This window comes from Bacillus sp. AFS077874 (genome assembly GCF_002566505.1).
Classification (GTDB): Bacteria; Bacillota; Bacilli; order Bacillales; family Bacillaceae_G; genus Gottfriedia.
On record NZ_NUYF01000055.1, the window covers coordinates 53,484 to 67,306 of the forward strand.

The 13,823-nt window shown below is 34.3% G+C and carries 12 protein-coding genes and 1 other annotated feature; all 12 genes read right to left on the reverse strand.

Going from position 1 to position 13,823, the window contains the following annotated elements:
* The 12 genes from cysS to COJ46_RS22655 all read right to left on the reverse strand — a co-directional run bounded on the left by cysS (position 1) and on the right by COJ46_RS22655 (position 13,410).
* Complete coding sequence (gene cysS, locus COJ46_RS22600; RefSeq protein WP_098566357.1) at positions 1-1,401, reverse strand: cysteine--tRNA ligase; 1,401 nt, start codon at positions 1,399-1,401, stop codon at positions 1-3.
* Positions 1,402-1,405: 4 nt separating this feature from the next.
* Complete coding sequence (cysE, locus tag COJ46_RS22605; protein ID WP_097978211.1) at positions 1,406-2,044, reverse strand: serine O-acetyltransferase; 639 nt, start codon at positions 2,042-2,044, stop codon at positions 1,406-1,408.
* Between the two features lie 82 nt (positions 2,045-2,126).
* Positions 2,127-2,346, reverse strand: a binding site (T-box leader).
* A 42-nt stretch (positions 2,347-2,388) separates the two neighbouring features.
* Positions 2,389-3,849 carry a glutamate--tRNA ligase gene (gene gltX, locus COJ46_RS22610; protein ID WP_098566358.1) on the reverse strand — a complete coding sequence of 487 codons (1,461 nt, stop codon included), beginning with the start codon at positions 3,847-3,849 and terminating at the stop codon, positions 2,389-2,391.
* Between the two features lie 42 nt (positions 3,850-3,891).
* Entirely contained in the window at positions 3,892-4,371 is a 480-nt protein-coding gene (gene ispF, locus COJ46_RS22615) for a 2-C-methyl-D-erythritol 2,4-cyclodiphosphate synthase (protein ID WP_097978213.1), read from the reverse strand.
* An 11-nt stretch (positions 4,372-4,382) separates the two neighbouring features.
* The gene (ispD, locus tag COJ46_RS22620) at positions 4,383-5,069 is read right to left on the reverse strand and encodes a 2-C-methyl-D-erythritol 4-phosphate cytidylyltransferase (RefSeq protein ID WP_097978214.1); all 687 of its coding nucleotides are present in this window, start codon (positions 5,067-5,069) and stop codon (positions 4,383-4,385) included.
* 20 nt (positions 5,070-5,089) lie between these two features.
* Positions 5,090-6,160, reverse strand: a complete 1,071-nt coding sequence (locus COJ46_RS22625; RefSeq protein WP_097978215.1) for a PIN/TRAM domain-containing protein — start codon at positions 6,158-6,160, stop codon at positions 5,090-5,092.
* Between the two features lie 49 nt (positions 6,161-6,209).
* Complete coding sequence (gene disA / locus COJ46_RS22630; protein WP_069033593.1) at positions 6,210-7,283, reverse strand: DNA integrity scanning diadenylate cyclase DisA; 1,074 nt, start codon at positions 7,281-7,283, stop codon at positions 6,210-6,212.
* Between the two features lie 2 nt (positions 7,284-7,285).
* Positions 7,286-8,665: a DNA repair protein RadA gene (gene radA, locus COJ46_RS22635; protein ID WP_098566359.1), complete on the reverse strand. Its 1,380-nt coding sequence runs from the start codon at positions 8,663-8,665 to the stop codon at positions 7,286-7,288.
* Positions 8,666-8,844: 179 nt separating this feature from the next.
* Positions 8,845-11,286: an ATP-dependent protease ATP-binding subunit ClpC gene (clpC, locus tag COJ46_RS22640; protein WP_069033591.1), complete on the reverse strand. Its 2,442-nt coding sequence runs from the start codon at positions 11,284-11,286 to the stop codon at positions 8,845-8,847.
* Between the two features lie 20 nt (positions 11,287-11,306).
* Positions 11,307-12,374, reverse strand: coding sequence for a protein-arginine kinase McsB (gene mcsB, locus COJ46_RS22645; RefSeq protein ID WP_097978217.1), 1,068 nt, complete (start codon positions 12,372-12,374; stop codon positions 11,307-11,309).
* 5 nt (positions 12,375-12,379) lie between these two features.
* Positions 12,380-12,928 carry a protein-arginine kinase activator protein McsA gene (gene mcsA, locus COJ46_RS22650; RefSeq protein WP_097978218.1) on the reverse strand — a complete coding sequence of 183 codons (549 nt, stop codon included), beginning with the start codon at positions 12,926-12,928 and terminating at the stop codon, positions 12,380-12,382.
* A 20-nt stretch (positions 12,929-12,948) separates the two neighbouring features.
* Complete coding sequence (locus tag COJ46_RS22655) at positions 12,949-13,410, reverse strand: CtsR family transcriptional regulator (protein ID WP_069033588.1); 462 nt, start codon at positions 13,408-13,410, stop codon at positions 12,949-12,951.
* Positions 13,411-13,823 lie beyond the last annotated feature (413 nt).

Here is a 13,823-nt window from a genome sequence, read left to right on the forward strand (position 1 = left end):
TTATCCTCTTTTCCAGCGAATACCTTGCGGAGTATCTTCAATGATTATATTCATTTCTTTTAATTGGTCACGAATTTGGTCCGCTAATGCAAAATCACGATTTTTACGTGCGTCTGTACGTTTTTGAATTAATGCTTCGATTTCATCATCTAACATTGCTTCTTCTTTGACTAGTGTAATGCCTAGTACATTTGATAATTCATCAAATGTTGCTACTAATTGATTTAATACATTCGTAGAAGTATGTGTCTCTAGTAAATATTGATTTGCCAATTTAGCTAATTGATATAAAACAGAAATCGCATTAGCTGTATTAAAGTCATCATCCATTACTTTTGTGAAGACGGCTTTTTCATCTGCTATTTCTTTTAACCACTTATTGTCATCTTCAGTTAAATTAGTACTGCTTTCTAAACGATGCTTACAATTTTGATAAGCCGTTTTAATACGTTCAAAACCATTTCTTGCTTCTTGTAAAAGTTCTTCGCTATAGTTAATTGGGTGACGATAATGCACAGATAAAATGAAGAAACGTAATAGCATAGGATCAACGATTTTAATAATGTCATGTACTAATACAAAGTTACCTAATGATTTAGACATTTTTTCATTGTCTATATTGATGTATCCATTGTGCATCCAATAGTTCGAAAAAGTTTTCCCACTTAATGCTTCTGACTGAGCGATCTCATTCTCATGGTGTGGGAATGATAAGTCTTGACCGCCTGCATGAATATCAATTGTTTCTCCAAGATATTTCTTTGCCATTGCTGAGCACTCAATATGCCATCCTGGTCTACCTTTCCCCCATGGACTTTCCCAGAATATTTCACCTGGTTTAGCTGCTTTCCATAGTGCAAAATCTAATGGATCTTCTTTCTTTTCGCCTACTTCAATTCTTTCACCAATTCGAAGGTCTTCAATTGATTGGTGTGAAAGTTTACCGTAACCATCAAATTCCTTTGTTTTGAAGTAAACATCACCTTTGGATTCATATGCATAACCTTTTTTTACTAGCTCATCGATAAACTCAATAATAATATCCATATTATCCATTACACGAGGATGATTCGTTGCTGTTTTGCAACCTAGTTCTTGAACATCTTCAAAATATGCATTAATAAAACGATCTGCTATAGTTGGGACATCTGAACCTAATTCATTTGCTGCTTTAATTAACTTATCATCAACATCAGTGAAATTTGATACATAGTTTACTTCGTATCCACGATATTCAAAATAGCGTCTTACTGTATCAAAAACAATAGCAGGTCTTGCATTACCAATGTGAATATAGTTATATACAGTAGGTCCACATACATACATTTTGACCTTACCTTCTTCTATCGGCTTAAAATCTTCTTTATTTCTTGTTAATGTATTATAAATTTGAATTGCCATCGTTTTACTTCCTTTCAGATATTCTCATTAAACTTCTTAGCTCTTCTAATTCCGCTTCTAGTTGTAGTAATCGATCTGCTACTGGGTCAGGTAGATCACAGTGATCAAATTGATTATTTACTCTAATTCCATCTTGAACAACTATCTTACCAGGTATACCAACAACCGTAGTATTATTTGGAACATCCTTTAGTACAACTGAATTTGCACCGATTTTTGCATTTTCTCCGATTGTGATTGATCCTAGAACTTTTGCTCCCGTAGCTACTAGTACCCCACTCAATAAAGTTGGATGTCGCTTACCTTTTTCCTTACCGGTTCCACCTAATGTTACTCCTTGATAAATCGTAACATCATCACCTATTTCACATGTTTCTCCAATTACAACTCCTGCTCCATGATCGATAAAAAATCGTCTACCAATTTTCGCCCCTGGGTGAATCTCGATTCCTGTTAAAAAACGAGCAAACTGTGAAATACTTCTTGCAATAAAGTGCCATTTTTTCCGATAGAAATAATGAGCAAATCGATAAAGCCATAATGCATGTAAACCAGCATACGTAAGAATAACTTCTAAATAGCTAGTAGCGGCTGGATCGCGTTCAAATATCGTCGCTACATCTTCCTTCATGTACTTTAGCATCTTCATTTCCCCTTAAAGAATTTATTAAGAATTTTATTTTTTCTCTATAAAAAATAAAAAGCGTCCCAGTGTACATAAAATACACAGAGACGCTTTATGCGCGGTTCCACTCTGTTTAGATAAAATAAATTTATCTCAACTCATGTAATGTAACGGTTTCCACCGCCCTAGCCTACTCAAACGTATTTTTCGGCTAAGGACTCAAGGGGGCACTTCCATGACTACCGTTAAAATCACTTTCACCAATGTGATTCTCTCTGGGTAACGAGTAGCCATTTACTTTTCCCTATCAACATTTTACCTATATGAATATTACTTATATATATTACAAATTAATCAAAATGTTAACCAATTATTTTTTGTAAACGAGCAATAACTTTTTCTTTTCCTAATAAAGTCATCGCTGCTGGTAATTCAGGACCATGACATTGACCAGTTGTTGCAACACGAATTGGCATAAATAACTTTTTGCCTTTTTGGCCAGTTGACTTTTGAACTGATTTCATTGCAGTTTTAATTGAATCAACTGTAAATTCTTCAGAAGCTTTAAGTTCTTCAACTAATGCTGAAAGTACTTCCTTCACTTGCTCTTCAGAAATAACAGCTTGCTCTTCTTCACCGAATGCTAATACTTCTTTGAAGAATAAGCTTGATAATTCTACAATTTCAGCACCAAAGCTCATTTGATCTTGATATAAAGCTACTAGATTTGTAACCCATAGATTTTCATCTGCAGTGCGTTCTTCATTTACAAAACCAGCTTTAATTAGATGTGGTAATGAAATTTCTACCACTTTTTCTAATGGTTGCTCTTTAATATATCGGTTGTTAATCCAAGTTAATTTTTGCTTATCAAACATAGCAGGAGCTGAACTTAAACGGCTAGGATCGAAAATCTTAATAAATTCATCTTTGCTGAAAATTTCTTCTTCACCAACTGGTGACCAACCAAGAAGAGCAATAAAGTTAAATAACGCTTCTGGTAAGTAACCAAGATTTTGATATTGTTCAATAAATTGTAATACAGATTCGTCACGTTTTGAAAGCTTTTTACGGTTTTCGTTCACAATTACTGCCATATGACCAAAATCTGGAGCATCCCAATTTAATGCACGATACACCATTATTTGTTTAGGAGTATTAGAAATATGCTCTTCACCGCGTAGCACGTGACTAATCTTCATTAATGCATCGTCAACTACTACCGCGTAGTTGTAAGTAGCGATTCCGTTCTTTTTAACAAGAACCCAGTCACCGATATCTTTTGATTCAAATTTAATATTTCCACGAACGATATCTTCCCACTCATAAATATCGTTTGCTGGTACTGCAAAACGAATAGTGTGCTCTGCACCCGCTACTTCTTTTACAGCTCTTTCTTCAGCTGTTAAATGACGGCATTTTCCGCTATAACGTGTAGTTGGATGACCAGCTGCTAATTGTGCTTCACGTTCCGCTGCAAGCTCTTCCTCTGTACAATAGCACTTGTATGCATGCCCATTCTCAATTAATTCATTAGCATGTTGTTTGTATAAGTCTAGTCTTTCTAGCTGACGATAAGGACCGTACTCGCCACCTTTATCAGGACCCTCATCCCAATCAATACCTAACCAGTGTAAATATTTCGCTTGGCTTTCTTCGCCACCTTCAACATTACGTTCGATATCAGTATCTTCAATACGTAATACCATATCACCGTTAAAATGCTTAGCAAATAAATATACGTATAATGCTGTACGTGCATTTCCAATATGTAAATGACCTGTCGGACTAGGTGCATAACGAACTCTAACTCTATTTGACATTTATAGACACTCTCCACTGAATAATTAATATACTTTATTAGTTTAAGCCTTCTTTTGTAACAATACAACCGCTTGGGATGCAATTCCTTCTTTTCTTCCTGTAAAACCTAATTTTTCAGTTGTTGTTGCTTTAACATTAATACAATCAGATGTCGTTTCAAGCAGTTCTGCAATTCGCTCTCTCATTAATTGGATATATGGTGCCATTTTAGGCGCTTGAGCAATAATCGTACAATCCGCGTTAACTAACTCATAGCCTTTATCCTTAACAATATGAAATACGTGTTGAAGTAGTTTTGCTGAATCAGCATCTTTAAAAGCTGGATCCGTATCCGGAAAATGTCTACCTATATCTCCTTCACCAATAGCCCCTAGTAATGCATCCGATATTGTATGAAGTAGAACATCGGCATCAGAATGACCTAATAAACCTAATTCGTATGGGATTTCAATTCCACCAATAATTAATGGGCGATCTTCTGCAAAAGCGTGAACATCAAACCCTTGTCCAATTCTAAACATGTAAACACCTTCTAACCTCTATATTGTTCATAGATTGTTTCAGCAAAAAACAAATCTTCTTTAGTTGTTACTTTAATATTGTTATAATCTCCATTTACTACAAAAACTTTACTTCCGTTCCATTCAACTAAGCTAGCATCATCAGTTCCTAAATAACCATTTTCGTTTGCTTTTTGATGCGCTTCTATTAAGCATTTGTATGTAAAAGCTTGGGGAGTCTGTACTCCCCAAAGTGTAGAACGATCGATTGTTTCAACGACTTCTTGATCAATAACCTTCTTTATTGTATCTTTCATTGGAACAGCACAGATGACTGCCTCATGTTCATTCATCTTTTCAAGAATCCGCTCAATCACTGTATTTGTTACAAAAGGTCTCGCCCCATCGTGTACTAAAATAAAACTTTCAGTATCCTTAATTGAAACTAAACCATTATAAACACTTTCTTGCCTTTCTGCTCCACCTTTTACATAGGTTATTTTATTTTGAATAAAGCTTGGCAAATTTAAAGTTTCAAAGAACTGTTTTTCAGATTCTTTAATCGGTAAGATAATCTCATTGCAACGATGATCTTCGCCAAATACTTTTAAAGTTAATTCAATAATTGGCGAGCTAATTATTTTTAGAAATAATTTATTATAGCCTGCACCCATTCGAGAGCCAGAACCCGCTGCTGGAATGATGACCTTATATTGCATTTTACGTATACCCCTCTAACTTACTTTACTTTTGCAAAAATCATGCGACCAGCAGAAGTTTGTAGTACGCTCGTAACGACAGTCTCTACTCGTTTACCAATTGATTCTTTACCGTCTTCTACAACGATCATTGTACCATCATCTAAATATGCAACACCTTGTAATTTTTCTTTACCTTCTTTTACTACAAAAGCAGTTAATACTTCCCCAGGTAATACTACTGGTTTAATTGCATTTGCTAGATCGTTAATATTCCAAACTTTAATTTGCTGAAGTTCACTTACTTTGTTTAAATTAAAGTCATTTGTCACTAAAATACCATTTTTTAATTTAGTAAGCTTTACTAATTTTGCATCTACTTCAGGAACATCTTCAAAATCACCTTCGTAGATTTCAACTTTCATAGCTAGCTCTTTTTGAATTCTGTTTAGAATATCTAATCCTCTTCGTCCTCTATTTCGTTTTAACGTATCTGAGGAATCAGCTATATATTGTAATTCTGCTAATACAAATTGTGGAATCACAATTGTTCCTTCTATGAATCCAGTTTGGCATATATCAGCAATACGACCATCAATGATTACACTAGTATCTAAAATTTTAACTGGAATATCGAATGCTGTATCTTGATCTTCAGCAGCCTTTTTCTTAGCCTTTGAAGATAATGTAAATAAACTCAATAATTCTTCTCTCTTTTTAATCCCAACTTGAAAACCTAAATATCCTAATAAAATCGTAACAACTATTTGAATAATTGATGAAACATACTGTAATCTAATTGAGTCAATTGGCAATGAAATAAGAAATGCCAGAATAAGTCCAAAAACAAGTCCTAAACTACCAAACAAAATCATTGAAATAGGAGCTTTTAATAATTTCTCCTCAATATACTTGATAAACGTTACTGTTGGATCAACTAACCAAAGCGATAAAATAAAAAAGATCACTGCTCCACTTAAAGCTTGCACATAAGAATTATGCAATATATTAGGTAACTCTGTTTTCAACAGTTTATCTAATAGTGGAAAAAGTACTAAACCTAAAGTACTTCCGACAAAAATATAAATAACTTGAACGATCCTCTTTATCAATTCGCCACCTCCTTTAAATAAATAATAACTCTATCTTAGACGAAATAACTTAGTTATGTCTATTGATATACAGTTGCTCCTGAATTCGTTTTAATCCTTCTTTGATTTTTTTTGCACGAATTTCACCAATTCCATCAACATCATCTAACTCAGCAAGAGTAGCTTTGTAGATCCCTTTAAGGTGCTTAAACCGCTGTGTTAAATTTTCGATCACTAGCGGCGGTAGTCTAGAAATTTTCATCAACATACGATATCCTCTAGGTTCTACCATTTCTTCAAGATTTGTGTTATTCGGATAACCTAGCAATTTAATAATGGCATGATCCTCTAACAATTCTTCGTTTGCCAATTCTTGGAGTTTTTGCAAAATACTTTTAGGATCTTGTTCCTTACTATAATGATAATCCTTTATTAAAAGTAATGCCTCCTCCTCAAGGTCCGAAATGATCTCAATTAACTGTAATTCAATCAGTCGTCCTTCATCACCAAGTTCAATTACATAGTTATTAATTTCATTTTTAATTCGAAGAACCATTTCAACACTATGTAAAACATTTACAACTTCAAATAATGTAACTAGCTCTTCAAATTCTAAAATACTAAGTGAAGTAATCCCTTGATTCCACACAATTTTATATTTTTCCAGAGTCTGAATCGCCTGATTAGCTTTTGTTAAAATTACGCCAATATCTCGCAGTGTATAACGCAAGTTACCTTTATAAAGAGTAATAACATTACGTCTTTGCGAAATAGCAATTACTAAGTTTCCTGTTTGTCTTGATACTCGTTCTGCAGTTCGATGACGCATACCAGTTTCTTTTGTAAAGATTGATTGATCTGGTATCAATTGTGCATTTGCTAACAGGATTTTTGACCCTGTTTCATTTAAAATGAGTGCTCCATCCATTTTTGCTAATTCATATAAGCTAGCTGGAGAGAAAGGGTCATTAATATGAAAACCACCATCGACCATTTCTTTTGTTTCATCATTAAAGCCAAGTACAATTAATCCACCAGTCTGTGCTCTAAGTACATTATCAATGCCATCACGCAATGGTGTACCTGGAGCAATCATTTCTAAAACTGGCAACATTGATTTAGCTTTTTGTTTTTGATCCTCCATCTCTACCCTCCTAACACGTATTTTAATGCTTCATGTACTGTATTAATACCTATTATTTCCATTCCTTCAGGAAAACTCCATCCTCCAATATTTTTTGATGGAATTATTGCTCTTTTAAATCCAAGTTTAGCCGCTTCTTGTACTCTTTGCTCTATTCTAGATACCCTACGAACTTCTCCTGTTAAACCGATCTCACCAATTACTACATCTGTTGGATTAGTAGGTTTATCTTGAAAGCTTGATGCTATACTCACTGCAACAGCTAAGTCTACAGCTGGCTCATCTAACTTCAGTCCTCCGGCAACCTTTAAATAAGCATCTTGATTTTGTAATAAAAGGCCCATTCTCTTTTCTAATACAGCCATAATTAACGATACTCTATTATGATCTATACCAGTTGCCATTCGTCTTGCATTTCCAAAGCTCGTTGGAGAGACAAGTGCTTGTAGTTCAACTAGTACAGGTCTAGTACCTTCCATAGAAGCAACAACAGTTGAACCTGCTACTCCAAAAGGTCTCTCTTCTAAGAATATTTCCGATGGATTTAGCACTTCCACTAATCCTAACTCTTTCATCTCAAAAATACCAGTTTCATTAGTAGATCCAAAACGATTTTTAACTGCCCTTAATATTCGATATGTATGATGTCTTTCACCCTCAAAATATAACACTGCATCTACCATATGTTCCAGTAAACGTGGGCCTGCAATTGATCCTTCTTTTGTTACATGTCCTACTATAAAGATCGGGATCCCTTTTGTTTTCGCGAATTTCATTAATTCTGAAGTACACTCTCGTACTTGTGATACACTACCAGGAGCAGATGTTACTTCTTGTAAATAGATTGTTTGAATCGAATCAATTACAACAAGATCAGGAGCCATCTCATCCATATATCGAGCAATATGAGACAAATCTGTCTCGGATAAAACATATAAGTTTTGTGTAGCAACACCTAGTCGTTCTGCTCTTAATTTTATTTGCTTCTGAGATTCTTCTCCTGAAACATATAAAACTTTATGATCCTTTTTAGCCAATTGTGAGGAAACCTGTAAGAGCATCGTCGACTTACCAATTCCCGGGTCACCACCAATTAATACTAATGAACCTAAAACGATCCCGCCACCTAAAACCCGGTTAAATTCATCGAATGAGGTTTCGATACGAGTTTCAGTGCCAATTTCCACTTCCATGATTGAAATTGGTTTCGTTCCTTCTACTGTTGCGTTTGTATTAAATGTTAGCCTTCTTGAACTAGCAGGCTGTTCTATAAACTCAACCATTGTGTTCCACTCGTTACATGCAGGACACTTTCCAATCCACTTAACTGATTCATATCCACAAGACTGACAAACGAATTTAGTTTTATTTTTTTTAGCCATATGTATAGTACCTCTTTTGTTACTATGATTTTCTATATTAATAGAGTATGTATTCTAAGTCTATCCTAACGCTTTTTTGATATAAGAAAAAGGGCTTCACGCCCTTTTTCACAAATTAGATAACTTTACAATTAATTTGTTCAATTATCCTTCATAAAAGGTATGAACTTTGTAATTGCTTATTGATTTACAGTTTCAGCCGCTGATCTAATCAAATATTCATTATCCTTTACATCAAGAATAACTTTTCGGCCTTTTTCAACATTACCTTTTAATAATTCTTCGGATAAACGATCCTCTACTTGTTTTTGAATTGCTCTTCTCAATGGACGAGCTCCGTATTCAGCATCGAATCCTTCATCTGAAATTTTATCAATTGCTGCATCTGATAATTCTAGTTCAATTTCTTGTTCTTTTAAACGCTTCGTTAAGCTATTAACCATTAAGTGAACAATTTCTTTAATATGTTTCTTCTCTAATGAATGGAAGACGATTGTTTCATCGATACGGTTTAGGAATTCAGGACGGAATGCTTTTTTCAGTTCCTCTAATACTTTTCCTTTCATATCTTTGTAATCTTTTTCTCCATCGTTAATATTGAATCCAACATATTTATTTGTTTTTAAAGCACTTGCTCCAACGTTTGATGTCATGATAACAAGTGTATTTCTAAAGTCAACTGTGCGGCCTTTTGAATCAGTTAATCGACCGTCTTCTAATACTTGAAGTAGAATATTAAATACGTCTGGATGAGCTTTTTCAATTTCATCTAATAGAATTACTGAGTAAGGTTTACGTCTAACTTTCTCAGTCAATTGACCACCTTCATCATATCCTACATATCCTGGAGGTGCTCCTACTAAACGAGATGTTGCGTGTTTTTCCATATACTCCGACATATCAATACGAATCATCGCATCTTCATCGCCGAAAATTGTTTCAGCTAACGCTCGAGCCAACTCTGTTTTACCTACCCCTGTAGGACCTAAGAAAATAAATGAACCAATTGGACGTTTTGGATCTTTTAATCCAGCTCTTGCACGTCTTACAGCCTTAGAAACTGCTACTACTGCTTCTTCTTGACCAATTACTCGTTTATGAAGAACACTTTCCATATTTAACAGTTTATCTGCCTCTGTTTGAGCAAGTTTTGTAACTGGAATATTCGTCCAAGATGATACAACATTTGCTATATCCTCTACAGTTACTTCAGAGTTTTCTTTACCTTGTTTCTCTTTCCATTGACGTTTCGTATCTTCTAATTGTTCACGTAATCTTTGCTCTGAGTCTCTTAATGATGCTGCTTTTTCAAATTCTTGACTTTGAACAGCTGCATCTTTCTCTTTACGAACTTCCTCTAATTTTAATTCTAATTCTTTTAAATTTGGCGGTGTAGTAAAGCTACGTAGTCGTACTTTAGAACCTGCCTCATCAATAACATCAATTGCTTTATCTGGTAAGAAACGGTCTGTAATATATCGATCAGATAGTTTTACTGCTTCAATAATTGACTGATCAGAAATTGATACTCTATGATGTGCCTCATAACGGTCACGTAAGCCTTGAAGAATTTGAATTGACTCCTCTACACTCGGCTGATCAACTTGAATTGGTTGGAAACGACGCTCTAACGCAGCATCTTTTTCGATATATTTACGGTATTCATCAATTGTTGTTGCACCGATGCACTGTAGTTCACCACGTGCTAATGATGGTTTTAAGATGTTTGATGCATCAATTGCACCTTCAGCTCCACCTGCACCAATTAATGTATGAAGTTCATCAATGAAAAGAATAATATTACCAGCTTGACGAATTTCGTCCATTACTTTTTTCAGACGATCTTCAAATTCACCACGGTACTTAGTTCCAGCTACAACAGTACCCATATCAAGTGTCATTACTCGTTTATCTCTTAAAATTTCTGGTACTTCATTATTTACAATTTGTTGCGCTAATCCTTCTGCAATCGCTGTTTTACCTACACCAGGCTCGCCAATTAATACTGGATTATTCTTAGTGCGTCGGCTTAACACTTCAATTACTCGCTGAATTTCTTTACCACGTCCGATTACTGGATCTAAGCGACCCTCTCTAGCTGATACAGTTAAATCACGAGCTAAGCTGTCTAATGTCGGTGTGTTTGCTTGATTAGCAGATCCATTTTGATGATTAGACGAGCTTTCATTGCTACCTAATAATTGAAGAACTTGTTGACGAGCTTTATTTAAGCTAACACCAAGATTATTTAATACTCTTGCTGCTACGCCTTCTCCTTCTCGAATTAATCCTAAAAGGATGTGTTCTGTTCCTACATATGAATGCCCTAATTTACGAGCCTCATCCATTGATAATTCAATCACTTTTTTAGCTCTAGGAGTGTAGTGTACTGTTTGAGCAACTCCTTGGCCACGTCCTATTAATGTTTCTACTTCTTGTTGTACTTTCTCTGGGCTTAATCCAAGTGCAAGTAATGCCTTAGCAGCAATCCCTTCTCCCTCTCGAACAAGTCCTAGTAAAATATGTTCTGTACCTATATTTGAGTGTCCAATTCGGATTGCCTCTTCTTGAGAAAGAGCTAATACTTTTTGAGCACGTTCTGTAAATCGACCAAACATCATAATTGGTTCCTCCCATATAATTAGTTATTTTTGTTAGATAGTCTTTCGCGTATTAGTGATGCTCTTTTAATATCCCTTTCTTCGGGAGTAAGCTGATCACCTACATACTGTTGTAAAATACCTGGTTGAGTTAATATCATTAATTCATGTAAAAAGTTTTTAGATACCCCATCAATTAAACCTAAATCAATCCCTAATTGTACATCCGATAAACACTTAGCACTTTCCTTTGTTTCGATTATTCTTCCGTATTTCAAAGTACCTAAAGAACGAAAGACTCGATCTTCTAAAAGAATTAAAGAAGTTCTGGCAAGTGCATCTCTTGCTGATTTCTCGTGTTTGATCAGTTGTTGAACAATTGTCGTTAAATCTTCTATTATTTCTTCTTCCGATTTCCCTAATGTTATTTGATTCGAAATCTGAAAGATATTACCTAATGCTTCGCTACCTTCACCATAAATTCCTCTTACTACTAAACCAAGTTGATTAATAGTTGGGATTAAACGGTTAAATTGTTTCGTGATGACTAGTGCTGGAAGATGCATCATCACTGAGGCCCTTAATCCGGTACCAACATTAGTAGGACAGCTGGTTAAATAACCAATTGTTTCATCAAAAGCATATTCAAGCTGACTCTCTATATAATTATCAATATGATTCGCTTGAGTAAGTGCCTCTCTAAGTTGTAAACCTGGAAATAGAGCTTGAATTCTTAAATGGTCTTCTTCATTGATCATAATGCTAATTTGTTCATCCTGAGATAATATACATGCTCCATGTACCGACTCTTGAACTAAATTAGGACTTATTAAGTGTTTTTCAATTAAAACTCTTTTTTCTACTGGTTCTAACTTATTAATTTCAATATATTCAAAAGGTCCGTTTGGTAAAGCTGTACTACCTTCAAAATAATGTTTAACTAAATGACAAATTTCTTTAGCCTTGTCTTGACTAAGTAAAGTTGGATATAAATATGAACTGAAATTTCTAGCTAACCTAATACGACTGCTTAAAACGATATCATCATCTGGACCTACTTGTTTCATCCATGGACTGATGGCCTCGTTAATAATTCGATTAATAGACATGTAACTTACTCCACCTCCTTTTGAAGGGCTTGTAAATCTTTCTCAATTTCACGAATTTCATCCCGAATCTTAATTGCTTGCTCAAAATCTTCTTTATCAATAAAATTTTTCATTTGAGATTTTAAGTCTTGTAACTTCCTTTTCAAGGAGATCGCCCCATTAATCTTTTGAGGTATTTTCCCTGTATGCGATACATTACCGCTATGAATTCTTTTAACAATTGGTTTCATCTGATCCATAAATGTTTCATAACAAGTAGAACAACCTAAACGTCCAATTTTAGTAAACTTTTGAAAAGTCATCTTACATCTAGGACATTCTATTTGTGAATCTTGATGAAATTTATTTTTCTTCATTTCATAAATACCAGTATTACCTTTAAACAATCCAGCTAACAAATCATTTACAGAATAACCACCTATTTCAGAAAAAATATGTTTATTGTTCGATTCATTTGCGCATTTCTCACATAAGTGAATATCTGTTTTCTCACCATTAATAATTTTAGAATAGTGTAATGTTGCCGGACGTTCTTGACATTCTTGACAAATCATTTATGGGCAACCTCCATATTCTATTTATACTTTAAGCTTCTTAGCATTGCCTTGAACATTCTTGCTCTTAACTCGTCTCGATAAGGTAAATTAACCATTATCACTGAACGATCTAATACACTTAACATCATTTTTGCTTCTCGCCCAGTAATTACATTTTTTTCAAGTAGTAGACGAATATAGTCCTCTGAGCTAGACTGTGCAATATTATTAGTAAAGCTACTTAATATTTGATCAATCACGCTCGCTTTATCATGAAATTGCACTTTAATAATTCGAATATACCCGCCACCACCACGTTTACTTTCTACTACATATCCTCTTTCTAATGTGAATCTAGTATTAATTACATAATTTATTTGAGAAGGTACACAATCAAATTTATTCGCTATTTCACTTCTTTTTATCTCGACATAATCTTTATCGGATATGTCAAAGTAGTGCATTAGATATTGTTCAATAATATCTGATATATTCTTCATCTATTTACCACCTTTACTGACTTTGACTATCTTTGACTATTATTATATTCCTTTCATGAAAAATTTCAACTATTATCTCTTTACCATTTTTTCCAAACGATACAGCTCTTAATCTTTTTACCTTTAAGAATTGTATAAATTGAATTGGTAGCCTAGAAGAAAAATTGACGTATTTTTCAATTTTGGGTATTAAATATAAGTGCTATATCCTCTCTGTCTTTACCTAAAGGCCCGCCAATTGGCGATTTTTCTTTATCAGTATATATATATATATGTTATACAATTCTTTTAAGAAGCTTTTTTTCCTTTTTACTTTTATTAAAAAAATTATTAACTTGCTCTATTTCGCTTGATCATTTGAGCATTTTTAGATAACAAAAAAAACATCAGCCTAATAGCTGATGTTTTTGGTT

What these genes read in the sequence shown, in the direction of transcription:
- cysS (WP_098566357.1), bottom strand. Translation starts at nt 1,401, where the DNA reads ATGGCAATTCAAATTTATAATACATTAACAAGAAATAAAGAAGATTTT.
- cysE (WP_097978211.1), bottom strand. Translation starts at nt 2,044, where the DNA reads ATGCTAAAGTACATGAAGGAAGATGTAGCGACGATATTTGAACGCGAT.
- gltX (WP_098566358.1), bottom strand. Translation starts at nt 3,849, where the DNA reads ATGTCAAATAGAGTTAGAGTTCGTTATGCACCTAGTCCGACAGGTCAT.
- ispF (WP_097978213.1), bottom strand. Translation starts at nt 4,371, where the DNA reads ATGTTTAGAATTGGACAAGGGTTTGATGTTCACGCTTTTGCAGAAGAT.
- ispD (WP_097978214.1), bottom strand. Translation starts at nt 5,069, where the DNA reads ATGCAATATAAGGTCATCATTCCAGCAGCGGGTTCTGGCTCTCGAATG.
- disA (WP_069033593.1), bottom strand. Translation starts at nt 7,283, where the DNA reads ATGGAGGATCAAAAACAAAAAGCTAAATCAATGTTGCCAGTTTTAGAA.
- radA (WP_098566359.1), bottom strand. Translation starts at nt 8,665, where the DNA reads ATGGCTAAAAAAAATAAAACTAAATTCGTTTGTCAGTCTTGTGGATAT.
- clpC (WP_069033591.1), bottom strand. Translation starts at nt 11,286, where the DNA reads ATGATGTTTGGTCGATTTACAGAACGTGCTCAAAAAGTATTAGCTCTT.
- mcsB (WP_097978217.1), bottom strand. Translation starts at nt 12,374, where the DNA reads ATGTCTATTAATCGAATTATTAACGAGGCCATCAGTCCATGGATGAAA.
- mcsA (WP_097978218.1), bottom strand. Translation starts at nt 12,928, where the DNA reads ATGATTTGTCAAGAATGTCAAGAACGTCCGGCAACATTACACTATTCT.
- COJ46_RS22655 (WP_069033588.1), bottom strand. Translation starts at nt 13,410, where the DNA reads ATGAAGAATATATCAGATATTATTGAACAATATCTAATGCACTACTTT.